Raw genomic sequence first — 23,650 nt, forward strand, 5'->3', positions numbered from 1 at the left:
TATATGGCGAAGATACAGCTATTGGATCAGAAAACAATTGATAATATTGCGGCGGGAGAAGTCATTGAACGGCCGGCATCTGTGGTAAAAGAGCTGGTGGAGAATGCCATTGATGCAAAAGCCAGCGCGGTTACAGTGGAGATTAAGGACGGCGGAATGACGTTGATTCGCGTAACCGATAATGGGTGTGGGATTCCGAAGGATCAGGTACGAACTGCTTTTTTGCGTCATGCTACCAGTAAAATCCGATCTGTGGAGGATCTGTTAACCGTATCGTCTCTGGGATTTCGAGGCGAAGCACTTTCCAGCATCAGTGCGGTGGCACAGGTAGAGCTTGTGACAAAGACTTCCGAGAGCTTTTCCGGCGTTTCTTATAAAATCTGCGGAGGAGAAGAGGAAGCCTTTGAGGAAATCGGCGCGCCGGATGGCACGACGTTCTTAGTAAAAAATTTGTTTTACAATACTCCGGCACGAAGAAAATTTTTAAAAAGTCCGGCGACAGAAGCGGGATACGTGGAACAAATGATGATCCATATGGCGCTAAGTCATCCAGAAATCTCTTTAAAATTTATCCATAACAATAAGAATAAAATTTATACTTCGGGAAACGGAAATGTGAAAGACATCATCTATCATATTTACGGAAGAGATGTGGCAGGAGCTTTAATTGAGCTGAGTGCAGAGACTGAAAATGTAAAGGTGACGGGATTTGCAGCAAAACCGTTTGTGTCCAGAGGAAATCGAAATTATGAAAGTTATTTTATTAATGGGCGGTATATTAAAAGCTCTCTGATCTATAAAGCCATTGAAGAAGGGTATCGTACTTTTACTATGACCCACCGTTATCCTTTTGTGTGTCTGGAATTAAAGATCAATCCTCAGCTGCTGGATGTGAATGTACATCCGACCAAAATGGAAATTCGTTTTCGCAACGGCAGTGAGATCTATGATCTGCTTTCTGCTCAGATTCGGAATGCGCTGATGAGGAAGGATTTGGTGCCGAATGTTTCTGTGGCACAAAAAAAGGAACAGAAACCGGAGAAAAAGGAAAATGAGCAGGCCGATCAGGAGGTTTTGAAGCCAGTAAAAACACCGGAACCGTTTGAGCAGATAAGAAGAACAAACGAAGCTTTGACAAAGTCGCCTGTTTTTGCGGGAAGGAATTATGACAGGAATCCAAGCTCTTTTTCAGAAGATCATCGCGGGGAGTCTGCGGGAGAGCAGATGACGTTACATGAAAATCCTGTATTTGCCAGGGAAGCGAAACCGGACCGGACGGTATTGGGGCAATTATTTAAGACTTATTGGTTAATTGAATATGAGGATCAATTATTCATTATGGATCAGCATGCTGCCCATGAGAAGGTAAATTATGAACGGCTTCTGAAAAATTTTCATGAAAAAGAAATCTATCGTCAGCAGCTTCTGCCTCCGATGGTTCTGACGGCATCTATGGCAGAGGCACAAGCGCTAAAAGAATATAAAAATGTGTTTGAAAATTTTGGATTTGTCATTGAGTCTTTTGGGGGCAATGAGTACTGCATTCGAGAGGTTCCTGCCAATCTTTACGGCATCGGTGAAAAAGAACTGCTGGTGGAGCTTTTGGATTCCATCAGCCAGGAACACGGAGTATTGAGTACGGAGATGATTGCATCAAAACTTGCGTCTATGGCATGTAAGATGTCCGTTAAGGGGAATCAGACGATCTCCAGGATGGAGGTGGAGCACTTGCTGGATGAACTAATGGAGCTTGAACAGCCATATCAGTGCCCTCATGGACGGCCTACCATCATTAAGATGTCAAAATATGAGCTGGATAAAAAATTTAAGAGAATTGTATAGGAGGACAAGATGAGGGATGAAGAATTATTGGAGATTGCCGACCGGGCAAAAGAGAATGCCTATGCGCCTTACTCAAACTTTCGGGTGGGAGCGGCGCTTCTAACCAGAGAGGGAAAGGTCTTTACCGGGTGCAATGTGGAAAATTCGTCTTATGGAGCTGCAATTTGTGCAGAACGTTCTGCGGTTTCTCATGCGGTCAGCTGCGGTTTCCGGGACTTTGATGCGATTGCCATTGCATCAAGCGGGGAGGCTACGGTGTATCCCTGTGGAATCTGCCGGCAGGTGCTTCATGAATTCCATCCGGACATGCGAGTCATTTGTCAGTCAGAAGACGGCTATGAAACCTATCGACTATCAGAACTTATGCCGAAAGGATTTTAGATGATGAAACCAATGGTAATTTTAACGGGACCGACGGCAGTGGGAAAAACAGAACTTTCCATTGAGCTTGCAAGGGCGCTGGATGCAGAGATTATTTCCGCAGATTCCATGCAGGTATATCGGAAAATGGACATTGGAACTGCCAAAATACGGCCGGAGGAAATGGGGGGAATTGTCCATCATTTGATAGATTGTCTGGACCCCGCAGAGGAATTTCATGTGGCAAAATTTCAGAAAATGGCAAAAGAAGCTCTGGATGAGATCTATGCCAGAAGAAAAATCCCTTTGATCGTGGGGGGAACCGGATTTTATATTCAAAGTCTGTTGTATGACATTGATTTTACAGAAGAAAAAGGAGATTTGTCTTATCGTAAATCTTTGGAAGAAAAGGCAGACAAGGAGGGAAACGAAACATTGTTTCAGATGCTTCGCGGGATAGATCCGGTATCCGCAGAAAAAATTCATCCCAACAATCGAAAGCGTGTCATCCGGGCACTGGAATTTTATAAATTCAATGGATATCCGATTTCCCAGCACAATGAAGCCGAGGCAAAAAAAGAATCGCCGTATCACTTTGTGTATTTTGTGCTGAATCAAAACAGAGAGGTCCTCTATGAAAGAATTAACCAAAGAGTGGATCTTATGATGAAAGAAGGGCTCATCGAGGAGGTAAGGAAGCTCCAAAAGGAAGGATATCAAAAAAACATGGTGTCGATGCAGGGGATCGGATATCGGCAGGTTTTTGAATATCTGGAGGGAAATACTTCTCTGGAGGAAACCATTGAGAACATTAAAAAGGATACCAGACATTTTGCAAAACGACAGCTCACATGGTTTGGCAGAGAAAAAGACGTTTGTATGGTGGATAAGTCAAAATTTGAGACCGAAACAGCCGTTTTAAATGAAATGCTGCAAATTTTAAAAAAGAAAGGGATCTATCATGGATCATTTGAAGGAATATTATAGGCAAATGGGCGTAAGCGGAGAGGTTTACGACTACGCGCAGGAAATTGAGACAAAACTGAAAGAACGTTTCACGGCGTTGGATGCCATGGCGGAATTTCATCAGATTAGGATTCTAAAAGCGATGCAGAAACGGCAAATAGCCGAGATGCACTTAGGCGGAACGACCGGATATGGATATAACGACGCCGGGAGGGAGGCCATTGAAGGGCTTTATGCGGATGTGTTTGGTACGGAAGATGCCTTAGTGCGGCCGCAGATTACATGCGGAACCCATGCGCTGGGAATTGCGCTCGGGGCAAATCTAAGACCGGGAGATGAGATTCTTGCAATTTCCGGGAAACCGTATGATACATTGGAGGAGGTTATTGGAATCCGGGCTTCCAAGGGATCTTTAGCAGAATATGGGATTACTTATGCGCAGGCAGATCTTTTGCCGGATGGAAGTTTTGATTATCCGAAGATCAAAGCAGCAATGAATGAAAGGACAAAATTAATTCACATTCAGAGATCAAAAGGCTATGCTTCTCGCCGGACGCTGTCGGTGGATCAGATCGGAGAGGCCATTGCGTTTGTAAAAAAAATTTGTTCGAATGTGATTGTAATGGTTGATAACTGCTATGGTGAATTTGTGGAAGATAGGGAACCGTCCCAGGTGGGAGCAGATCTTGTGGTGGGATCGCTGATTAAAAATCCGGGAGGCGGACTGGCGCCGATCGGAGGTTATATTTGCGGAAAGGCGGATCTCATTGAACAATGTGCATTTCGTCTGACAACACCGGGGCTGGGAAAAGAAGTGGGGGCAACCCTGGGAGTAAACCGCCAGTTTATTCAGGGACTGTTTCTTGCTCCGACTGTGGTCAGTGCAGCGGTAAAGGGAGCGGTGTTTGCGGCAAATCTTTATGAAACTTTAGGATTCTCTGTGATTCCGGGAGGACAGGAGGAGCGCCATGATATTATTCAGGCAGTGGAATTTCATGATCCGGAGAAATTGATTGCATTTTGTGAGGGGATTCAGATGGCATCTCCTATTGACAGCCATGTAACGCCGATTCCGTGGGATATGCCGGGGTATGACAGCCAGGTGATTATGGCGGCGGGAACCTTTGTGTCCGGTGCGTCCATTGAGCTGAGTGCAGATGGTCCGATGAAAGAACCTTATGCGGCTTATTTCCAGGGAGGGCTCACATATCCTCATGCCAAATATGGAATTATCATGTCTCTTCAGAGAATGAGAGAGAAAGGATTAGTGGAAATTCGACAAAATACGAAGAAAAACTAAGAAAATTTTAAGGAAAACACATGGTTGTTTTCTATACATTGTTCCAAAGTTATGGTAAGATTTATAGATGAGAAATGTTTTTGACCGGAGGGATTTTTTCGGCAGGAAAGGATCACAGATGGAAAAAAAGCATCAAACATTAAAGGAAATTCCAATTTCCGAGAGACCTTATGAAAAATGTGAAAAATACGGAGCGAAGATGCTCTCAGACGCCGAGCTTTTGTCCATTATCTTAAGAACCGGAACCCGCAATCAAACCGCAACGGAGCTTGCACGCAAGATTCTGTCTGTTCATCCCTATTATCAGGGAATTCTTGGAATCTGTCATACGTCGCTGGAAGAATTAAAAAAGCTTCCGGGCATCGGAAGGGTCAAGGCGATACAAATTTTATGCGTTGCCGAGTTGTCCAAACGTTTAGCGGAATCAAAAGTGAAAGATAAAATCAGTTTTCATTGTCCTGCATCCATCGCGGACTACTATATGGAAAAGATGCGGCACCTGAATCGAGAAGAAATGATTTTAATTTTTTTTAATGGGAAGAATAAAGTCATTAAAGAACTGACGGTTTCCGTTGGCACAGTGAATCAGACGGTGGCATCTCCCCGGGAGATGTTTCTGGAGGCGCTTCGGTGTGAAGCAGTTTCTGTAATTATGATCCATAACCATCCATCCGGAGATCCCACGCCCAGCAGGCAGGACATTCTGACAACCAAAAGGATTCAGGAGGCAGGAGAGGTTTTGGGGATTCCATTGTCTGACCACATTATCATCGGAGACCATAGATATGTGAGTTTTCGCGAAGAAGAGATAATGTAAGGAGCAAACTATGAAAAAAGGTCAGATTGGAATTGAGCTTGGGACAAAACATATTAGAGTCTGTACGAGAGAGAAAGAACAGTATGTCCGAATCAAAAATATGATTGCCATAGACGGGGAGGCAAATATTCGGGCGGTCGGAAATGAAGCGTTTCGGATGTATGAAAAAGAACCGTCGAATATTCAGATGATTGCTCCGATCACCAGTGGCGTCATTGGAGATTATACGAATATGAGACTTTTGCTGGCGGCGGTGCTTCGGAAATATTTTCGATATTTTAGGAAATGTACCGTGGATGTGGCAGCGCCGTCCGACATTACGGGCGTTGAGAAGCGTGCGTTTTATGATTTGGTATGGGAATCGGGAAGAAGACTTCGGGATGTACGGCTGGTTTCGAAACCTATGCTTGCCGCAATTGGAAGTGGACTGGACGTCAATGCCCCCTGCGGGAATATGATTATTGATTTCGGGGCGGGAACCACAGAGATTTCTGTGATCTCCCTTGGCGGAATTGTAAAAAGCAGATTGTTAAAGTTTGGCGGAGATCAGATTGACCAGTGGATTGTTCATAAAGTCCGGAGGCTTTACAATATTGATATTGGAAGAAGAAGTGCAGAGCGGCTGAAACTGCAGTATTCAAAAAATGAAGATGAGAAGCAGGTGGTGATGAAAGGCAGAGATTTGTTAAGCGGGCTGCCGGGAAAAATCACGGTGCCGGTCTCATTGGCAGAAGAAAAAGTGAAAAGTTATATGAAAGAAGTCGCGATGGAGGCAAGAGCCGTTCTGGAAACCGTTCCGCCGGAGCTGGCGGCAGATATTATGGTTCAGGGAATTTTTATATCCGGAGGCAGCGCGTCATTTCCCAAAGCGGGGATGTGGCTGGAAGAAGAGTTGGGGATTTCTGTTTATACGGTACAGCAGCCGGAGGATACGGTAATTCGCGGACTGAGTTTTTATCTTGATAAAAAAGACGGGAAATGAGGATGTTTTTATGAAGTTGCAAAAGAAAAAATTTAATTCAAATCATTTGCTTGCAGTCTTTCTTTTGATTTGCGGGCTTTTGATTGGTGTCAGCGTATTTGCGGGAGGCGTGTTAACACCGGTGAAGAATGTATTTTTCGCTGTACTTTCACCGATGCAGAAAGGAATTAATTCTGTGGGGAATTCTGTATTCTCATGGAATGAAAATACGAAAACAAAAAAAGAATTAAGGGCGGAGAATGAAAGACTTCAGGAAAAAGTAGATGCCATGAAGATGCAAAATCGAATGTTGGAGCAAAATCAGGTGGAGCTTGAGCGGCTTCAGGATCTTTTGAAATTAAAGAAAAAATATAAGAAATATCATACGGTGGGAGCGCGAGTGATCAGCAAAGGCTCCAGCAATTGGTTTGATATTTTTCTGATTGATAAAGGAAGCAAGGACGGCATAAAAAAGGATATGAACGTCATTGCAGGAAATGGACTGGTGGGAATTGTGTATGATGTAACAGCGCACACCGCCAAGGTTCGCACCATTATTAATGATACCAGTATGGTCAGCGCGATGTTTTTAAAAACCAACGATTCCTGTATTGTAAATGGAAGTCTTGATACAATGGAGGATGGATATCTGGAAGTTGTTTATATCAGCAAGGATGCAAAAGTAAAAGACGGAGATGAGCTGGTGACGTCACATGTCAGTTCCAAATTCAATGAGGGAATCACCATTGGAACAGTTTCTGATATTAAGCTGGATTCCACAAAGCTTACAAAAACAGCGAGGGTAACTCCGATTGTGGATTTTGAGCATCTAAAGGAAGTTCTGGTGATTACAGATTTGAAGAAAACAGAAAATCTGGATGAGAATACAAAGGAATAGCAGGTGATCGTTATGAAAGCAAAACGGGTGGTGTTTTATGTTGTTTCCGTGGTTTTTTGTTTTCTTTTACAGACCTCGGTTTTTGAATTTTTAAAATTGGCAGGGGTGATGCCGAATATTCTTTTAATTCTTACGGTTACAATGGGATTTATTCGAGGAAAAAAAGTAGGGATTATCATTGGATTTTCGTGTGGACTGCTGATTGATATTTTTTCCGGAGACGTTCTCGGGCAATATGCGGTTCTTTATCTTTTGTTTGGATATGTGAACGGTCAGTTCCACACATATTTTTATGAGGATGATATTTTGCTTCCGATCGGGCTGCTGACAGCCAACTCTTTGGCATATAGTTTTGTCGTTTTTTTCTTCTTTTTTGCTATGAGGGGGAGAATGCAATTCTTTTCTTATTTGCTAAAGATTATGATTCCGGAAGCTGTTTATACAGGGATTACCGCGTTAATTTTATATAAAATATTATTGGAAATTAATTTAAGAATCAGCGATGGAGAGAAAAGGAGTATGTTTTAGTGTTACGAAAAATTTACGAAAAAGCCGAAAAATTACTGGAAAACCGTCTGCTGGTCATGTCGGCTCTCATGTCGGTGTTATTCTGCGTCTTGATCTATCGTGTATTTGTCCTTCAAATTGTACAGGGAGAATCTCATAAGGAAGATTTTACATATAAAGTGCAAAAAACAGTGAAGACATCCGGCACGCGAGGAAATATTTATGACGTCAACGGCAAGCTTCTGGCATACAATAAGCTGGTATACACAGTGACGTTTCAAAATGATAATGAATTTCAGACATTGGCACAAAAAAATAAAACAACGCAAAATTATGAGAAAAACAAAGTGATCTACGAGACCATTCAAATTTTAGAGAAGAATGGAGATTCGTTTATCAATGAGATTCCCATTGAATATACCGGAAGCGGAAAATTTCGTTTTACGGAAACCGGATCAAAGCTGAAAAAATTTAAAAGAGACGTTTTTGGAATTGGAAATGACACATCAGATTTGTCTGCCGCAGAGAAGGAGCTTCGGCAAAAACAGCTGAATGCTTCGGCAGAACAGGTTTTTGAATATCTTCGCAACGGAACAATGGGTTCTGCGGGAACCGGAAAGATGTTTGAGATTGATAAAAAATATTCTAAGGAAGATGCTTTAAAAATTATGTCGGTTCGATACAGTGCGTTCCTGAGCCGGTATTCTCAATACATGAAAGTAACCATTGCCACAGAGATCAGCAGCCGAAGTATTGCCGAGATCAAAGAGAGAAGTTCAGAGCTTCCCGGAATTGATATTGATACAAAATCCATTCGTGTTTATAATAAAAGTGAAGCGATGTCTCATATTATCGGATATACGGGAACCGTAAGTACCGATGAGCTGGAAACCTATAACAAGGGAAAGAAGGAAGATGATAAAGATTACTACTCTTCCGATGAGACGGTGGGAAAATCCGGAATTGAAAAAGAGCTGGAAAGTGATCTTCACGGGGACAGCGGAAGCAAAACCATGATTGTAAATAACATCGGAAAGGTGATTCAAACGACAAAAACAGTCAAGGCAGGAACCGGAAACAATGTGACGCTGTCCATAGACAGTGAGCTTCAAGAATATGTTTATAATTTATTGGAGAAGAAAATCGCGGGAATTGTATTATCAAAGCTTACCACTGCCGACAGCAAGGGAGAGAGCAGCGACGATATTCGGATTCCGATCAAAGAGGCGTATTATGCCCTGATCGGGAATGGAATTATTGATTTGGAAAATCTCAATGGGGAGACTGCTACGTCCTATGAGAAATCCATGTACCGCAAAATTCAAAAGCTGGAAGATTCGGCGATTTCCATGTCAAAGAGTATGATGCTGAACAGCACAAAGGCTTATAAAGACGAAAGCGACGAAAAACAGGCATATGCTTCTTATATTTACAGCATGTTATCAGAACGCAAGGTGCTGTTAAGCAGTTCGATTGATACTTCCGATCAGACGTATCAGCGCTGGAAAGATGAAAAAATCGGACTGGGGGAATTTTTAAGATATGCGATTAACAAGGAATGGATTGATATTTCTTCTTTGAAGATTGACGGCAAATACAACGATACGGAAGAAATTATGCGATCTCTTGCGGATTATGTGGAAAATCAGCTGATTGAAGCAGATGATTTTGACATGACCGTCTGTGAACAGAAGATTTTAAGTGGAAAACTGTCCGGCAGGGAAGTCTGTCTTCTTCTTTATGAACAGGACATTTTAAAGAAAAAAGGGGACAGTGATTACACGGCGCTGAAAAACGGATCTATGAGCAGTTACGACTTTATTTATAAGAAGCTTAAGAATTTAGAAATTACACCGGCACAGCTGGGATTGGACCCATGTTCCGGGTCTGTGGTTATTACCGATCCGAATACCGGAAAGGTGAAGGCAATGGTCAGTTATCCGGGATATGACAGCAATCGTCTGTCCAATGGAACAGATTCCGGGTATTACCGCCAATTAGTAAATTCTACATCCACACCGCTGTATAATCAGGTTTTGAACCATAAAACCGCGCCGGGTTCAACCTTTAAACCGCTGGCTGCTTTGGCGGGACTGAATGAAAAGGTGATTACCACGGGAACCGTCATTGATTGTACAGGACTTTATGATAAGATTACGCCGCCGGCAAAATGCTGGAAATATCCAAGCAGTCATGGGGCCAGAACGGTCACGACCGGAATTGAGGCATCTTGTAATTATTTCTTTTATGAGGTAGGATATCGTTTAGGGAATAAATCTGGGTCTTACAGCAGTCAGGAAGGTCTGAAATATTTGGAACAATATGCGACGGAGCTGGGATTAAATAAAAAATCGGGCATTGAGCTGGATGAAGCCTTACCTCAGGTATCGGATGAAACTTCCGTTCGTTCTGCCATTGGGCAAGGCCGAAACAGTTTTACGCCAAGCCAGATTTCCAATTATGTGACGACCCTTTCCAATCGAGGGACCGTTTATGATTTGAGCATTTTAGATAAAATTACCAGCGACAATGGCAAAACAGTCAAAAGATACGGAGTGAAGAAAAAAAATCAGCTGCATTATGACAGCAAATATTGGGATGCAGTGCAAACCGGAATGCGAGGAGTTGTGAGCGGAGCCGACAGCTCTGTCAGCCAGATTTTTAAGGGAATGAAGGTCAATATTGCCGGAAAGACAGGAACTGCCCAGGAAGATAAGAAGCGACCGAATCACGCGTTATTTATTTCCTATGGTCCTTATGAAAAACCTGAGATCACAACCACGGTTGTAATTCCGTTTGGATATACCTCATCCAATGCTGCATCCACAGCGAAAGATATATATGAGTATTATTTTGCAAATGACAAGACAAAGAAAAAATTAGAAAAAAGCAATCACACTGCATCAGCATCCAATTACGGAGCGGCAGGAGATTAGATTTTAGAAGAGAGGGATTATATGAAAGATCCAATATTGTTAAAAGGAAATAGTTTTGGATTGACCATTGTGCTGGACCCTGAGATTGACTTTGAAGATCTTAAGACGGCGGCAGCGAAAAAATTTGAACAGGCAAAAGATTTCTTCAATAATCAAAAACAGATTGCGGTGAAAATCGAAGGAAGGAAATTGGATTCTCAGGAGACAAAAGAATTGATAGATCTGATCTCGGAAAAGAGCTCTCTGCTCATTGCTTATGTCATCGAAGATGACAAAATGATGGAAACTTCGTTTGCGGAGGCTGCGAGGAAAGTCTTTCAACCGGAGAGTGAGGACCGGTCCATTGACATGAGAAAAAAAGCCTCTGGTCAATTTTATCGAGGGACGCTTCGCTCCGGACAGAGTCTGACCTCCGATGCAAGTGTTGTCGTCATCGGAGATGTTAATCCGGGAGCATCGGTAACTGCCAAAGGAAATGTTGTAGTTTTGGGATGCGCCAAGGGATATCTCTGTGCAGGAAGCGATGGAGATGAACGTTCGTTTGTGGCGGCTCTGGACATGCAGCCGATGCAAATTCGGATCGGAAGCCGTCTTGCCAGATGTTCTGACAGTGACCGAGAAAAAAAGAAAAAACGATTTAAGAGAGCCAAGGGAAATGATCATCAGCCGATGGAGGCGCAAATTGCATTTGTAGAAGATGAAAATATATATATCGAGCCCATATCGAAAGCGCTCTTAAATGAAATCATAATTTAGTGAATGGAGGAAGAAAAAAATGAGTGAAGTTATTGTAATTACATCCGGAAAAGGCGGTGTCGGAAAGACAACGACCACAGCCAATGTGGGAACTGGATTGGCGAAGGAAGGGAAAAAGGTTGTATTGATTGATACAGATATCGGACTGCGTAATCTGGATGTAGTGATGGGGCTTGAAAATCGAATTGTCTATAATTTGGTCGATGTGGTAGAAGGAAACTGCCGAATGAAGCAGGCGATGATCAAAGATAAGAAATATCCGAATTTATTTCTTCTTCCATCTGCACAGACAAGAGACAAGACTTCGGTCACACCGGAGCAAATGAAGAAGCTGGTTGAGGAATTAAAAGAAGAATTTGATTATATTATTTTGGACTGTCCGGCGGGAATTGAACAGGGATTTAAAAATGCAATTTCCGGTGCAGACCGCGCGCTGATTGTCACAACACCGGAGGTGTCTGCAATTCGGGATGCGGACCGGATTATCGGGCTTTTGGAGGCCAACGAAATACATAAGATTGATCTTGTAATTAACCGAATCCGAATGGATATGGTAAATCGGGGGGATATGCTGTCAAAAGAAGATGTGCTGGATATTCTGGCTGTGGATTTGATTGGAATTGTTCCGGACGATGAAAATATTGTGATTTCTACCAATCAGGGAGAACCGCTGGTTGGCAGCGATACACCGGCAGGAAAAGCTTATGAAAATATTTGTTCCCGCGTTATGGGAAAAGAGGTGCCGTTTATGGAAATCACCGGACCGACGTTCTTCCAGAGACTTGCAAGTGTATTTAAAAAGTAAGGAGGAATGAAGGATGGGTTTATTTGATAATTTTTTTAAGAAGAAAAGTTCGGGGGAAGTTGCAAAAGACCGCTTGAAGCTTTTGCTGGTTTCCGATCGTTCCAATTGCTCTCCGGAGACGATGGAGCTGATAAAAAATGATATTATTAAGGTGATTTCCAAATATATGGAAATTGATGCAGAAGGACTGGATATTCAGATTACACAAAATAGCGAAGAATCTGAGGGACCTGCATTGTATGCGAATATCCCGATTCGTGAACTTCGCAAATAATATGGAGTGAAAAATGTTTAGAAATTACCGACTGAAAAACTACAATTTTAAGATGATTTTTAATGTACTGGTTTTAGCAGCAATGGGGCTTGTATTTATTCATAGTGCGAATCCATCCTTTGTGACAAAGCAGGCTCTTGGAATTATTCTGGGCTTTTGTGTCATGGTAGTCGTATCTGTGATTGACTTTCAGGTTTTTACCGGAAGCTCGAGAATTTTATATATCATAAATCTGGTACTGTTAATCGGGGTGAAATTGTTTGGAAAGAGTGTGAATAATGCCAAACGATGGTTTTCTCTGGGACCCTTTGGGACTTTGCAGCCATCGGAATTTAGTAAGGTAATTATGATCATTGTGGTGGCTGATTTTTTGGTCATGCATCAGGATGATTTAAATGAGCCAAAAACTCTTGGGAAGCTGGCGCTGTTGTGCGCTCCTCCTCTTTATCTGATCTTAGATCAGCCAAGTCTGTCCTCCGCACTGGATATTTGTTTTATTATTTTAGGAATGCTGTTAGTGGCAGGGCTTTCTTCAAAGCTGATTGTGCGGTGTCTGGTCATCGGAATCCCGCTTTTGGCGGTTTTCCTCTGGTATGTGCAGACCCCCGGACAGATTTTGTTAAAACCCCACCAGGTGGCTCGTATTATGTCGTTTCTGCATCCGGAAAACTATGCGGATTCCACTGCCCTGCAAACCAATAATTCCATTATGGCAATTGGTTCCGGCGGACTGTTTGGAAAAGGATTCGGCAGCAACACGATTTCAGATATATCCGCCAGTGATGTCAATCTGGTGTCAGAGAGTCAGACGGACTTTATATTTTCAGTTGTCGGTGAGGAATTCGGATTTGTAGGCTGCCTGATTGTCATTGGGGTTTTGGCGCTGCTTGTTTATCAGTGTATTCAGACAGCGAAAAAGGCAGGAAATCTGATTGGATGCTATGTTGCTGCGGGGGTTGCGGGATATATGGGATTTCAATCCTTCATTAATATTGCAGTGGCAACCGGAACAATGCCCAATACAGGGCAGCCATTGCCATTTATCAGTTATGGAATTAGTTCATTGATGTCGGCCTCGATTGCAATCGGGCTGCTGTTGAATATTCATTTGCAAAGAAAACGACACTAGGAGGTCTAGGGATATGAATGTAGGATTAGTTGCTCACGATGGGAAAAAAAATCTGATGCAGAATTTATGTATTGCGTATCAGGATATTCTGAAAAGACATGAGCTTTATGCAACCAGCACGACTGGGCAGATGATAGAGGACGTTGCAAATTTAAAAATTCATAAATTACTCGCAGGACATTTTGGCGGTATGCAGCAAATGGGGTCTAAAATCTCCAACAATGAAATGGATCTTTTGATTTTTTTGCAGGATCCTTCCAATAAAAAAAGAACCCCGGATTTTTATAATGTTTTGAATCTCTGTGACCAGTATAATATTCCGTGCGCTACAAATCTGCCAACTGCAGAAGTATTGATTTTGGCGTTGGATCGAGGAGATTTAGATTGGAGGAATATGTACAAATAGGCTGTCACGGGACGGTCTTTTTTTACAGATTAGAATGATGAAGAAAAAAATTGTTTGTTTGATCATGGCGAGTCTTCTGGTGTTTCTTCCGGGATGTCAGTTTACAGACCGGGCATTGGGCTTGACAACCAGTTATGACAGCCATTATACAAAAACAGAAGAAAAAATTAAAAATGCTGCGCTTTCCGACCGCTGGCAGTCCAAGGGTTCTGAGGTTGCTGTCATTTCAAAGCATCGGGCGGAAAATCACGATTATAAGAGTGCAAAGGAAGTTTTGCTGGTCAACAATACGACCAATGAGACACTGGTCAGCCAGAAGGTATTTGATCGGGCGTATCCTGCCAGTACCACAAAGATTATGACAGCGTTATTAACTTTGGAGCATTGTGATCTCCAAAAAACAGTAACAATCCGACATGATATTACCTTTGAAGATGCAGCGGCAGTTTCGATTCACCTAAAAAAGGGAGACAAAATTACCATTGAAGCTTTATTAAACGCATTGATTGTCATGTCAGCCAATGATGCGGCGGTAGCGTTGGGAGAAGAAATTGCAGGCAGTGAGAAAGCTTTTGTAAAGATGATGAACCAGAGAGCAAAACAGCTTGGGGCGACAAAGACTCATTTTGCCAATCCCAATGGTCTGCACCTCAGCGACCATTATACGACTGCCTATGATTTGTATTTGATTTTCAGGGAGCTGACCAAACACAATGAATTTTTTGATATTGCGAAGAAATCCAGCAGCTCCATTGAATATACAGGTTCCGATGGACAGGTGAAACGATATGATATGTCCACGACCAATCAGTATATTGCAGGAGAGTATAATCTCCCTCAGCAGGTTTATATGATCGGAGGAAAAACCGGTACGACCACAGAAGCCGGGTCCTGTCTGATTTTGCTGACAAAAAATGAAGAGGGAGAAGAATTTATTTCTGTGGTTTTAAAAGGGGAAACAAAATCGGCGCTGTATCATACAATGACGGATCTTTTATCAAAGGAAAACTAGAATGGAACGATATAGGACTTACAGTGAGTATCTAAAAGAAATATATGGAAAGAAGGTATATAAGCTTCCGGTGAATCTTCCGGTAACCTGTCCCAACCGAATGGACGGAAACGGATGCAGCTTCTGCGGCGGTGCCGGGACAGGATTTGAGGCAATGGATTCCCGAAATTCTGTAAGAGAGCAGCTGATTGCCACAAAAGAAAAAATATCCAAACGCTATAAAGCAGAAAAATTTCTGGCATATTTTCAAAATTATACAAACACATTTCTTCCGATTTCCAGGTTTCGGTCCTATCTTTTGGAAGCGGCGCAGACCGAAGATATTGTTGGAATTTCGGTTTCCACAAGACCGGACTGTATCACGAGAGAATATCTGGATGTGATGCGGCAGGTTGCCGAGGAGTTCCATCTTCAAATGACAGTAGAGTATGGTCTTCAGACAGCCAACTATCGAACCCTGTGTCAGATCAGCCGGGGGCATACTCTGGCAGAGTATTTAGACGCGGTTTTAATGACCGCTCCATATGGGTTTGATATTTGTACTCATGTGATTTTGAACTTACCGGGAGATACAATGGAGGATACTGTTGAGACGGCAAAGATTCTCTCGGCGCTTCCGGTACAGATTGTAAAACTCCATTCTCTTTACATTCCAAAAGGCTCTCAGTTGTATGAGGATTTTGAACATGGTAAGATAGAATTATGTTCCGCAGACGAATATCTGCAAAGGCTTTGCGAGTTTATTTGTTATACTCGAGAGGATATGGTCATTGAGCGCTTATTCAGCCGTGTGCCGAAGGAGGATGCTTCCTTTTCCAACTGGGGAATCAGCTGGTGGAAGCTCAGAGACGAGTTTGAGCAGAGAATGGCGGCAGGTGGATGGCGGCAGGGATGCAAAGCAGATTATTTAAACGGAGCAGCCCTCAGAAAATGGAGGATCACATAGATGGCAAAAAGAAGAAGAAAAAAAATACATTGGAATGTCGGGCTGGTGATCTTTGCCGTAATTTTTGTTTATTTGCTGATCAATGTGGTGATATTTTTGGGAAAAAAGAAATTGACCGTATATCGGGTTGAGGAAGATAAGATAACCAATACCCTGTCTCTGACCGGCATTGCATTCAGAGAGGAAAAGCTTGTGAAAGCACCGCAGAGCGGATATATTACTTATTATGTGGAAGAGGGGAAGCGTGTTAAGAAAACAGGAACTTTGTTTACTTTGGATAAAGACAAGAAAGTACAGGAGGCTTTTGCAGAACAGGTGGAGGAATTGGAGCGCAGGGGCAAGGTGACAGACGATCAGGCAGTGCGGCAAAAAATTGCAGAGTACCAATCCATTTACAGCGACCATAATTTCTCGGATGTCTACAATTTGAAATACGACTTGAAAAATGTTATTTTGAATTTAAATGAGAAGTCCATGAAAACCGTAATTCGTGCGGTGGAACAGCAGATGGGAATGGAAAGCTTTCAGACTGTCGAAAGCCCAGCAAGCGGAATCGCTGTTTTCTATTCGGATCATTTTGACCAAAAGACGGCACAGGATATTAAATTTTCGGATTTTGATCAGACAAAATATCGAATTTCACAGTATAACTCTTCTCATAAAGTGAAAAAGGGTGAGGTTGTTGCCAGAATTATTCAGGATGAGAACTGGACGGTTGTCGTTCCGGTCAGTGCAGAAGAATATCGAATGCTGAAAGATAAAAATCAGGTGTCTGTAAGGTTTGCGGAAGATGAGACAAAAGCCAGTGCTGCAGTGGAGGTGGAAAAGAAAGGACAGCATTATTTTGCATATTTAAGCTTTGACGATTATGCAGTCCGTTACAGCAGCGAGCGTTTTCTGGAAATTGATCTTACGCTGGATTCTTATAAAGGCTTGAAAATTCCCAATACAGCCATTGCCAAGAAAAGATTTTATCAGGTTCCGGTCAGCTTTCTATCGAAGGGAAACAACAATGCCAAAGAGGGATTCAGTGTCCGCACGACCAATGAAGACGGAGAAATCACTGTAGAACAAAAAAATTATAAAATATATAAAAAGACCAAGAACTACTGTTATCTGGATCCGGAAGAAGTGGGGGAAAATGTTGTATTGCAGTCCATGGATTCCGATCGGACATTTTTGGTGGAAACGACAAAAAGCCTGAATGGGGTCTACTGTACAAATCAGGGGTATGCAGATTTCCGTCCCATTGAAATTCTTACAAAAAAGGATGATTACTCGATCATTAAAGGCGACACAGAGTATGGAATCGGGCGTTATGACTTTGTAGTTCTTGACAGTACCACGATAAAAGAAAATCAAATGATTTATTAAAAAGGAAGTGAAAATATGCTGATGGATCGTTATCAGGAAGTAAAAAAGCATGTGGAAGAGGCGTGTGAGCGCGTAGGACGTGACCCAAAAGAGGTGACAATTATCGCCGTAAGCAAGACGAAGCCTCTGGAGATGGTGGAAGAACTGCGAAAGCATAAGGTGCTGGATTTTGGGGAGAATAAGGTTCAGGAATTAAAAGATAAATATGAGAGAATCAGCTGGCCGGTTCGATGGCATTTGATCGGACATCTCCAGACCAACAAGATCAAATATATTGTAGATAAGGCGGCATTGATTCATTCTGTGGATTCCTTCAAACTTGCGCAGATGATTGACCGTGAGGCGCAGAAGCATCAGATGAGAGAGGTTCCCGTACTGATTCAGGTGAATTTTGCTCAGGAGGAGAGCAAATTCGGCTGTACTCCCGGGGAAGCCGTGAAGCTGATCGAAGAAATATCGAAGCTGGAACATGTAAAAATCAAAGGACTGATGCAAATTGCTCCGTTTACAGAGAATCCTGAGGAGAACAGGAAGTATTTTCGGGCAATGAAACAATTATCTGTTGACATCAACGGGAAAAACTTTGATAATGTAGATATGAGTATCCTCTCCATGGGGATGACCAACGACTACGAGATTGCAGTGGAGGAAGGCGCCACAATGATTCGAGTTGGAACGGCGATTTTTGGAGAGCGCAATTATAGCATTTAGCGGAGGAAGATCAATGAAGGGTACAGTTGACAAATTGCTGAACTTTATGAAACTTACAGAAGATGAAGAATACGATGAAGAGTTTGAAGAATATGAAGACGAAGAGGAGGAAGAAGAACGCTCCGGATTTTCGTTTTTTAAGAAAAAGGAACAACCAATAGAGGAAGAGACAAATGTTGTCAGCCAGCCTTTCGATACAAGCAGAGAAGCGAGAAAACGTAAGTTTGCCAGCACAGGAAGCAGTAAGGTGGTTTCTATGAACGGAAGAGGAGTCAAAGTTTATGTAATTAAGCCTCAGGATTTTGCAGAGGCACAGACCGCAGCGGATTTTCTGAGAGAAGGAAGAACGGTTGTGATTAATCTGGAAGGGGTAGAGCTTACCATTGCGCAGAGAAGTATTGATTTTATCGGCGGGGCAACCTATGCCATCAACGGAACGCTTCAGGCGGTATCCAATAATATTTTTATTGCGGCACCGGACAGTATTGAAATCAACGGGGATTTAAAGAATGAGATTATGAACAAGAATACGATCTCACCTCAATTAAAGTAAGAAGAGCTATGAAGGAAGAAGAGTTGTTAAAGAAGCGGCTCGGGGAGCTGGCAGAGAAAGCTTACAGTCAAAATGTATATACATATACGCATTTTCTCAATGAATATGAGCAGAGTCTCTATAGAGGGATGAAACGGGAGCTTTCCTATGCCGAGCCTTCTCTGGTGGGAGGGCATGAGCATTTTACGAGAGCTTTTGTGATGTTTGGATCTGAAAATTTATTTGGGTATCCAGGTGAGACGGTGTTGGCATGTGCCAAAGTCTCACCTGTTTTTGAAAAATATGCGGAACATCTGACTCACAGAGATTATCTTGGCGCTATGATGAATCTGGGCATTGAGCGGCATCAGATTGGAGATATTTTGGTAGATGGGGCAGATGCCTATGTTTTTTGTTTTTCGCATATTGGGAAAATCTTAAAGGAGCAGCTTTTAAAAGTTCGTCACACCAGCGTCCATGCTGAACCAGTGATCTTTAAGGATACGGGCTTTGTGCAAAAGTATCTGAAAAAGGAAGGATTTGCGGCTTCTATGCGTTTGGATGTTCTCATTTCCATGGCGTTTGGTGTTTCAAGAACCGCAAGCGATCGGCTTTTGAAAGGACAAAAAGTATTTTGCAATGGAAAACTTTGTATTTCCGGAGGACAAAAGATAAAACAGAGGGATGTCATATCAGTGAGAGGTTATGGGAAATTTCTGGTAGAAAATTTAGGAAAACAGTCGAAGAAAGGGCGTCAGTTCGTAACACTGGCGGTGTTTCAATAGGAGGATAGTATGATTACACCAGTTGAAGTATTGGGAAAGGAACTAAAAAGAGGATTTGGATATAAAGCCGTGGAGGTGGACGAGTTTTTAGAGAACCTTGCAAGAGATTATGAGAAGGTTTATAAAGAAAATAACGAGCTGCGCGAAAAGGTATCTGCCCTGACAGAAAATTTAAACCATTACCGGACCATTGAAGAGTCTTTGAAACGGGCTTTGGTTCTGGCGGAGGAAACTTCTAAGGAGACCATTGAAAATGCAAATAAGACGGCACAGTCTATGGAAGAAGAGGCTTCCAGAAACGCAACGGAGCTTGTGCGTCAGGCAGAGCGGGAAGCGGAGCAGATTACAGTCAGTGCCAAAGAGGATTTTGAAGCAGAGAAAGCTAAGCAGATGGCAGAGATTGAGAATTACAAAAAGTTAATCGGGAAGCTTGAAAGCGACTATCACAGCTATAAATCCAGAATGATGCAGTTTATCGGCGGGCAGATGGATATTTTAAAAAACCCTGTGTATGAAATGGAATTCCAGATTGCAGGGAAAGAAGAAAAAGAGGAGCAGGATGAAGCTTATGAAAAGTTTGGAAATGAGCAGTAACATTGAAATTCGCAGTGAGGGAAAAAAACTCTATGATATTTTGCTCAGAGATTCCTTTGACGATTTTGTGAAAGCCATGGACTTTTTGGAACCGGACAAAAAGAAAGTATGTATTGTGACAGAGAGCAATGTGGCGCCCTTTTATCTAAGGGAGGTTTATGCGCTGATTTCCGGGCGGGCGGCAAAGACCATAACGTTTAGTTTTACTGCCGGAGAGGAAAATAAACAGTTAAAAACCATAGAAACTCTATATGAACATTTGATCAAGCATCATTTTGACCGTCAGGATCTATTGATTGCATTGGGCGGCGGAGTTGTAGGAGATATGACAGGGTTTGCAGCGGCAACGTACCTCAGAGGAATTGATTTTGTTCAGGTGCCTACCACCCTGCTGTCACAGGTGGACAGCAGTATCGGAGGAAAGACCGGCGTTGATTTTTTACAGTATAAAAATATGGTTGGAGCCTTTCATCAGCCCAAACTGGTATATATCAATACAGAAACCTTAAGATCTTTGCCGGAGAGAGAATATTTTTCAGGAATGGGAGAGGTAATCAAGCACGGACTGATCAAAGACCGGGACTACTGGCAATGGATTCGGGATCACAGCTCCGAGATTAAACACCGGGATCATAAGGCGCTTGGGCAGATGATCTGTCGAAGCTGTCAGATCAAAGGTGGTGTCGTGGAGCGCGATCCGAAGGAAAAGGGAGAGAGAGCTTTATTGAATTTCGGACATACGCTCGGACACGCCATTGAGAAACAGATGAATTTTCAATGGCTGCATGGGGAATGTGTAGCGGTGGGCTGTCAGCTTGCAGCGGAGATTTCTGTGATCAAAGGAAACATTACAGCCGGGGAAAAGAAGGAAATTCAAGAAAGTTTCCGGGAATTCGGGCTTTGGAAATCGTTAAAAGATCTGGATTCCAGGGAGATCATCGAGACGACCAAATCAGACAAAAAAATGGTAGGAGATCGGATAAAGTTTGTTTTGCTGCGATCTGTGGGCGAGGCATATCTTGACCTGGAGGTGGCGGAAGAAGAAATGATGACAGCATTGGAGCAGTGGGATTAGAACAATGAAGAGACAGATTCATATTTTTTTCATGATCTTAATACTTTTAGCGCTGGATCAGGCGACAAAATTCTGGGCTCTGGAATATTTGCAGCCGACAACAGGGATTTCTCTGGTCCCGGGAGTTTTTGAACTGCAATATTTGGAAAACAGGGGAGCTGCATTTGGAATTCTGCAAAATCATCAGCGTCTGTTTTTGGCCATGACATTGATCGTTTTTATACTTTTGACCTACTTTTACAGGAAGATGCCATTTCAAAAGAAATATCTTCCCCTTCGATGGTGTTATGTGGGATTGATGGCGGGAGCCGTCGGGAATCTGATAGATCGTATGGTTCGGGGATATGTAGTTGATTTTCTTTATTTTCGTCTCATTGATTTTCCGATTTTTAATGTGGCAGATATTTATGTAACAGTTACGGCAGCGGTTCTTTTAATTTTGCTGCTGTTCTATTATAAAGAGGAAGATCTTGCAGTGTTTGGCAGGAGGAAAGCTTCGTGAAAGAGAACGTAGAATTTACAGTAATCGGAGATATGGACGGAAAACGTCTGGATGTGATTTTGGCAGAGGAAAGTCAGGACCTGACCAGAAGCTATATTTCCAAACTTTGTAAAGAAGGCATGGCAAAAGTGAATGGTCGGATTTCCAAAGGAAATAAGAAATGCAAAGAGGGAGATCATATTACTCTGGAGGTTCCGCTTCCGGAGGAGCTTGAGATTCTGCCGGAGCCAATGGAACTTGAGATTGTGTATGAGGATTCGGATGTCATTTTGATTAATAAACCAAAGGGGATGGTGGTTCACCCGGCGGCAGGACATCAAAGCGGAACGTTGGTGAATGGTCTGATGGCGCACTGTAAGGATGACTTGTCCGGAATCAACGGTGTGCAAAGACCGGGAATCGTCCATAGGATTGATAAAGATACTACGGGAATTTTGATTATATGCAAAAATGATGAGGCGCATCAATCCATTGCAAAGCAGCTTTACGATCATTCGATTACAAGAAAATATCATGCGATTGTTTATGATAACATCAAGGAAGAGGAAGGAACAATCAATGCACCTATTGGGAGAAGTTCCAAGGATCGCAAAAAGATGGCCATTGTTCCGGGCGGAAAGCATGCGGTGACCCATTATCGGGTACTGCGGCGGCTGAAAAAGGGATTTACATACATTGAATGTCAGTTGGAGACAGGAAGGACGCATCAAATTCGGGTCCATATGGCATCCATCCGTCATCCTCTTTTGGGTGATGCGGTGTATGGTCCCCAAAAATCAAAATATATGCTGGAAGGACAGTGCCTTCATGCCAAGGTTTTGGGATTTGTGCATCCAAGAACCGGAGAGTATCTGGAATTTGAAGTTCCGCTTCCGGCATATTTTGAAGAACTTATAGAGAAATTAGACCAATGACAGGAGGAAGAAACCATGAAACTTGGGTTTATCGGATGCGGGAATATGGCGCAGGCCATGATCACCGGAATTTTGGAACAGAAAGTGTATAAGAAAGAAGAACTGATCGTCTCTGATCCGAGACAGGAACAGGTTGCAAAGATGAAAAAAGAGTTCGGAATCGAAGCCACAACAGAGAATCATAAAGTTGCAGAAGAGGCAGAGATTCTGGTATTATCTGTAAAACCACAGGTGTATCCGGCTGTGATTAAAGAGATCAAAGAGGACATTCGCAAGAAGCAGCTGATTGTCACCATTGCCGCCGGGGTTTCTATGGCGAAAACAGAGCGTCAATTTGGACAGGAGGTTAAAATTGTCCGCGTTATGCCGAATACGCCGGCATTGGTTGGAGAGGGAATGTCCGGACTTTGCTGTAATGAATATGTAAAGCCCGAAGAATTTGATCAGGTATTACATATTTTTGAGAGTTTTGGAAAAGCAGAAAAAATTACAGAAAATTTAATGGATGCCGTAGTGGGAGTCAGCGGAAGCTCTCCGGCCTATGTGTATATGTTTATTGAGGCAATGGCAGATGCTGCCGTACAGCAGGGGTTACCAAGAGCTCAGGCGTATACCTTTGCCGCCCAGGCAGTGTTGGGAAGTGCGAAGATGGTTTTGGAAACCGGAAAACATCCGGGAGAATTAAAAGACGCAGTCTGCTCACCGGCAGGAACAACCATTGAGGCAGTCAGAGTCCTTGAAAAAAAGGGAATGAGAAGCGCTGTGATGGAGGCAGTGAATGCGGCGGCGGAAGTGAATCACAAATTGGGAAAAAAATAGAGATACTTCTTTACAAAGTAAAAATGAATATGTTATACTGAAAAAGTTAGAAAGCCGATACCCGGATTTGGGCACTCCGACCCTTTCTTGGTATATGGCGGTATCAAAAGATTTAAGGAGGAAAAACAGATGATTTCATCAGAAAAAAAAGCAGAGATTGTAGCAAAGTACGGAAAAGATGCCAATGACACAGGTTCACCGGAGGTTCAGATTGCCATCTTAACAGCAAGAATTCAGGAACTTCAGGAGCATTTCAATATGCATCCGAAAGACCATCATTCAAGAAGAGGACTTCTGAAAATGGTTGGTAAGAGACGTAATTTATTAGCTTACTTAAAGAGCAAAGATGTGGAAAGATATCGTGCTCTGATTGAAAAATTAGGATTAAGAAAATAATCAAAGGTTGAAAACACTTTTGCTGTATTTTTA

General features: G+C 42.6%; 26 protein-coding genes. All 26 read left to right on the plus strand.

From position 1 onward, the window contains the following. Positions 1-3 precede the first annotated feature (3 nt). The 26 genes from mutL (at position 4) to rpsO (ending at position 23,617) form a co-directional block, all read left to right on the plus strand. Positions 4-1,842 carry a DNA mismatch repair endonuclease MutL gene (gene mutL, locus AC27EF_RS03235; RefSeq protein WP_487108811.1) on the plus strand — a complete coding sequence of 613 codons (1,839 nt, stop codon included), beginning with the start codon at positions 4-6 and terminating at the stop codon, positions 1,840-1,842. 9 nt (positions 1,843-1,851) lie between these two features. Then, positions 1,852-2,223 (plus strand): cytidine deaminase, encoded by a 372-nt coding sequence (cdd, locus tag AC27EF_RS03240; protein ID WP_487108813.1) that lies wholly within the window; start codon positions 1,852-1,854, stop codon positions 2,221-2,223. A gap of 3 nt (positions 2,224-2,226) precedes the next feature. Next, complete coding sequence (gene miaA / locus AC27EF_RS03245) at positions 2,227-3,189, plus strand: tRNA (adenosine(37)-N6)-dimethylallyltransferase MiaA (protein ID WP_487108986.1); 963 nt, start codon at positions 2,227-2,229, stop codon at positions 3,187-3,189. Continuing rightward, on the plus strand, positions 3,164-4,468 hold the full coding sequence (locus tag AC27EF_RS03250) for a methionine gamma-lyase family protein (protein WP_487108814.1): 1,305 nt from the start codon (positions 3,164-3,166) through the stop codon (positions 4,466-4,468). Before miaA ends, AC27EF_RS03250 begins: the two co-directional genes overlap by 26 nt. Positions 4,469-4,586: 118 nt before the next feature. Further along, positions 4,587-5,285, plus strand: coding sequence for a RadC family protein (gene radC, locus AC27EF_RS03255; RefSeq protein ID WP_487108815.1), 699 nt, complete (start codon positions 4,587-4,589; stop codon positions 5,283-5,285). A 10-nt stretch (positions 5,286-5,295) separates the two neighbouring features. Further along, complete coding sequence (locus AC27EF_RS03260; protein ID WP_487108816.1) at positions 5,296-6,267, plus strand: rod shape-determining protein; 972 nt, start codon at positions 5,296-5,298, stop codon at positions 6,265-6,267. Between the two features lie 10 nt (positions 6,268-6,277). Then, the gene (gene mreC, locus AC27EF_RS03265) at positions 6,278-7,144 is read left to right on the plus strand and encodes a rod shape-determining protein MreC (RefSeq protein ID WP_487108818.1); all 867 of its coding nucleotides are present in this window, start codon (positions 6,278-6,280) and stop codon (positions 7,142-7,144) included. A gap of 12 nt (positions 7,145-7,156) precedes the next feature. Beyond that, complete coding sequence (gene mreD, locus AC27EF_RS03270) at positions 7,157-7,672, plus strand: rod shape-determining protein MreD (RefSeq protein WP_487108819.1); 516 nt, start codon at positions 7,157-7,159, stop codon at positions 7,670-7,672. After that, entirely contained in the window at positions 7,672-10,587 is a 2,916-nt protein-coding gene (locus AC27EF_RS03275; protein WP_487108820.1) for a penicillin-binding transpeptidase domain-containing protein, read from the plus strand. The genes mreD and AC27EF_RS03275 overlap by 1 nt, the downstream gene beginning before the upstream one ends. A 21-nt stretch (positions 10,588-10,608) precedes the next feature. Beyond that, a complete protein-coding gene (gene minC, locus AC27EF_RS03280) occupies positions 10,609-11,343 on the plus strand; it encodes a septum site-determining protein MinC (protein WP_487108821.1) in 735 nt (244 codons plus the stop codon). A 19-nt stretch (positions 11,344-11,362) separates the two neighbouring features. Continuing rightward, positions 11,363-12,148 carry a septum site-determining protein MinD gene (minD, locus tag AC27EF_RS03285; protein WP_487108822.1) on the plus strand — a complete coding sequence of 262 codons (786 nt, stop codon included), beginning with the start codon at positions 11,363-11,365 and terminating at the stop codon, positions 12,146-12,148. 13 nt (positions 12,149-12,161) lie between these two features. Continuing rightward, a complete protein-coding gene (minE, locus tag AC27EF_RS03290) occupies positions 12,162-12,422 on the plus strand; it encodes a cell division topological specificity factor MinE (protein ID WP_412233072.1) in 261 nt (86 codons plus the stop codon). A 13-nt stretch (positions 12,423-12,435) separates the two neighbouring features. Further along, positions 12,436-13,551 (plus strand): FtsW/RodA/SpoVE family cell cycle protein, encoded by a 1,116-nt coding sequence (locus tag AC27EF_RS03295; RefSeq protein WP_487108824.1) that lies wholly within the window; start codon positions 12,436-12,438, stop codon positions 13,549-13,551. A gap of 13 nt (positions 13,552-13,564) precedes the next feature. After that, on the plus strand, positions 13,565-13,957 hold the full coding sequence (locus AC27EF_RS03300) for a methylglyoxal synthase (RefSeq protein ID WP_487108825.1): 393 nt from the start codon (positions 13,565-13,567) through the stop codon (positions 13,955-13,957). A 34-nt stretch (positions 13,958-13,991) separates the two neighbouring features. After that, positions 13,992-14,969 (plus strand): D-alanyl-D-alanine carboxypeptidase family protein, encoded by a 978-nt coding sequence (locus AC27EF_RS03305; protein ID WP_487108827.1) that lies wholly within the window; start codon positions 13,992-13,994, stop codon positions 14,967-14,969. A gap of 1 nt (position 14,970) precedes the next feature. Then, a complete protein-coding gene (gene mnmL, locus AC27EF_RS03310; protein WP_487108828.1) occupies positions 14,971-15,915 on the plus strand; it encodes a tRNA modification radical SAM protein MnmL/YtqA in 945 nt (314 codons plus the stop codon). Further along, entirely contained in the window at positions 15,916-17,289 is a 1,374-nt protein-coding gene (locus AC27EF_RS03315) for a biotin/lipoyl attachment domain-containing protein (RefSeq protein WP_487108829.1), read from the plus strand. Positions 17,290-17,304: 15 nt separating this feature from the next. Beyond that, entirely contained in the window at positions 17,305-18,000 is a 696-nt protein-coding gene (locus tag AC27EF_RS03320) for a YggS family pyridoxal phosphate-dependent enzyme (protein WP_487108830.1), read from the plus strand. Between the two features lie 13 nt (positions 18,001-18,013). Then, a complete protein-coding gene (locus AC27EF_RS03325; protein WP_487108832.1) occupies positions 18,014-18,553 on the plus strand; it encodes a cell division protein SepF in 540 nt (179 codons plus the stop codon). An 8-nt stretch (positions 18,554-18,561) separates the two neighbouring features. Then, entirely contained in the window at positions 18,562-19,317 is a 756-nt protein-coding gene (locus AC27EF_RS03330) for a YlmH/Sll1252 family protein (protein WP_487108834.1), read from the plus strand. A gap of 9 nt (positions 19,318-19,326) precedes the next feature. Then, positions 19,327-19,911, plus strand: coding sequence for a DivIVA domain-containing protein (locus tag AC27EF_RS03335; protein WP_487108835.1), 585 nt, complete (start codon positions 19,327-19,329; stop codon positions 19,909-19,911). Then, complete coding sequence (gene aroB, locus AC27EF_RS03340; protein WP_487108988.1) at positions 19,901-20,986, plus strand: 3-dehydroquinate synthase; 1,086 nt, start codon at positions 19,901-19,903, stop codon at positions 20,984-20,986. The genes AC27EF_RS03335 and aroB overlap by 11 nt, the downstream gene beginning before the upstream one ends. Positions 20,987-20,990: 4 nt before the next feature. Further along, the gene (lspA, locus tag AC27EF_RS03345; RefSeq protein WP_487108836.1) at positions 20,991-21,488 is read left to right on the plus strand and encodes a signal peptidase II; all 498 of its coding nucleotides are present in this window, start codon (positions 20,991-20,993) and stop codon (positions 21,486-21,488) included. Positions 21,489-21,520: 32 nt separating this feature from the next. Then, positions 21,521-22,402 carry an RluA family pseudouridine synthase gene (locus tag AC27EF_RS03350; protein ID WP_487108990.1) on the plus strand — a complete coding sequence of 294 codons (882 nt, stop codon included), beginning with the start codon at positions 21,521-21,523 and terminating at the stop codon, positions 22,400-22,402. Between the two features lie 15 nt (positions 22,403-22,417). Beyond that, positions 22,418-23,221: a pyrroline-5-carboxylate reductase gene (proC, locus tag AC27EF_RS03355; protein WP_487108838.1), complete on the plus strand. Its 804-nt coding sequence runs from the start codon at positions 22,418-22,420 to the stop codon at positions 23,219-23,221. A 129-nt stretch (positions 23,222-23,350) separates the two neighbouring features. Further along, positions 23,351-23,617, plus strand: a complete 267-nt coding sequence (gene rpsO, locus AC27EF_RS03360; protein WP_487108839.1) for a 30S ribosomal protein S15 — start codon at positions 23,351-23,353, stop codon at positions 23,615-23,617. Positions 23,618-23,650: the final 33 nt, after the last annotated feature.

The sequence above is a fragment of the Anaerostipes stercorihominis genome, assembly GCF_057535655.1.

Excerpts from the sequence above, each read along its gene's own strand:
- mutL (WP_487108811.1), top strand. The coding sequence starts at position 4 with ATGGCGAAGATACAGCTATTGGATCAGAAAACAATTGATAATATTGCG.
- cdd (WP_487108813.1), top strand. The coding sequence starts at position 1,852 with ATGAGGGATGAAGAATTATTGGAGATTGCCGACCGGGCAAAAGAGAAT.
- miaA (WP_487108986.1), top strand. The coding sequence starts at position 2,227 with ATGAAACCAATGGTAATTTTAACGGGACCGACGGCAGTGGGAAAAACA.
- AC27EF_RS03250 (WP_487108814.1), top strand. The coding sequence starts at position 3,164 with ATGGATCATTTGAAGGAATATTATAGGCAAATGGGCGTAAGCGGAGAG.
- radC (WP_487108815.1), top strand. The coding sequence starts at position 4,587 with ATGGAAAAAAAGCATCAAACATTAAAGGAAATTCCAATTTCCGAGAGA.
- AC27EF_RS03260 (WP_487108816.1), top strand. The coding sequence starts at position 5,296 with ATGAAAAAAGGTCAGATTGGAATTGAGCTTGGGACAAAACATATTAGA.
- mreC (WP_487108818.1), top strand. The coding sequence starts at position 6,278 with ATGAAGTTGCAAAAGAAAAAATTTAATTCAAATCATTTGCTTGCAGTC.
- mreD (WP_487108819.1), top strand. The coding sequence starts at position 7,157 with ATGAAAGCAAAACGGGTGGTGTTTTATGTTGTTTCCGTGGTTTTTTGT.
- minC (WP_487108821.1), top strand. The coding sequence starts at position 10,609 with ATGAAAGATCCAATATTGTTAAAAGGAAATAGTTTTGGATTGACCATT.
- minD (WP_487108822.1), top strand. The coding sequence starts at position 11,363 with ATGAGTGAAGTTATTGTAATTACATCCGGAAAAGGCGGTGTCGGAAAG.
- minE (WP_412233072.1), top strand. The coding sequence starts at position 12,162 with ATGGGTTTATTTGATAATTTTTTTAAGAAGAAAAGTTCGGGGGAAGTT.
- AC27EF_RS03295 (WP_487108824.1), top strand. The coding sequence starts at position 12,436 with ATGTTTAGAAATTACCGACTGAAAAACTACAATTTTAAGATGATTTTT.
- AC27EF_RS03300 (WP_487108825.1), top strand. The coding sequence starts at position 13,565 with ATGAATGTAGGATTAGTTGCTCACGATGGGAAAAAAAATCTGATGCAG.
- AC27EF_RS03305 (WP_487108827.1), top strand. The coding sequence starts at position 13,992 with ATGATGAAGAAAAAAATTGTTTGTTTGATCATGGCGAGTCTTCTGGTG.
- mnmL (WP_487108828.1), top strand. The coding sequence starts at position 14,971 with ATGGAACGATATAGGACTTACAGTGAGTATCTAAAAGAAATATATGGA.
- AC27EF_RS03315 (WP_487108829.1), top strand. The coding sequence starts at position 15,916 with ATGGCAAAAAGAAGAAGAAAAAAAATACATTGGAATGTCGGGCTGGTG.
- AC27EF_RS03320 (WP_487108830.1), top strand. The coding sequence starts at position 17,305 with ATGCTGATGGATCGTTATCAGGAAGTAAAAAAGCATGTGGAAGAGGCG.
- AC27EF_RS03325 (WP_487108832.1), top strand. The coding sequence starts at position 18,014 with ATGAAGGGTACAGTTGACAAATTGCTGAACTTTATGAAACTTACAGAA.
- AC27EF_RS03330 (WP_487108834.1), top strand. The coding sequence starts at position 18,562 with ATGAAGGAAGAAGAGTTGTTAAAGAAGCGGCTCGGGGAGCTGGCAGAG.
- AC27EF_RS03335 (WP_487108835.1), top strand. The coding sequence starts at position 19,327 with ATGATTACACCAGTTGAAGTATTGGGAAAGGAACTAAAAAGAGGATTT.
- aroB (WP_487108988.1), top strand. The coding sequence starts at position 19,901 with ATGAGCAGTAACATTGAAATTCGCAGTGAGGGAAAAAAACTCTATGAT.
- lspA (WP_487108836.1), top strand. The coding sequence starts at position 20,991 with ATGAAGAGACAGATTCATATTTTTTTCATGATCTTAATACTTTTAGCG.
- AC27EF_RS03350 (WP_487108990.1), top strand. The coding sequence starts at position 21,521 with ATGGACGGAAAACGTCTGGATGTGATTTTGGCAGAGGAAAGTCAGGAC.
- proC (WP_487108838.1), top strand. The coding sequence starts at position 22,418 with ATGAAACTTGGGTTTATCGGATGCGGGAATATGGCGCAGGCCATGATC.
- rpsO (WP_487108839.1), top strand. The coding sequence starts at position 23,351 with ATGATTTCATCAGAAAAAAAAGCAGAGATTGTAGCAAAGTACGGAAAA.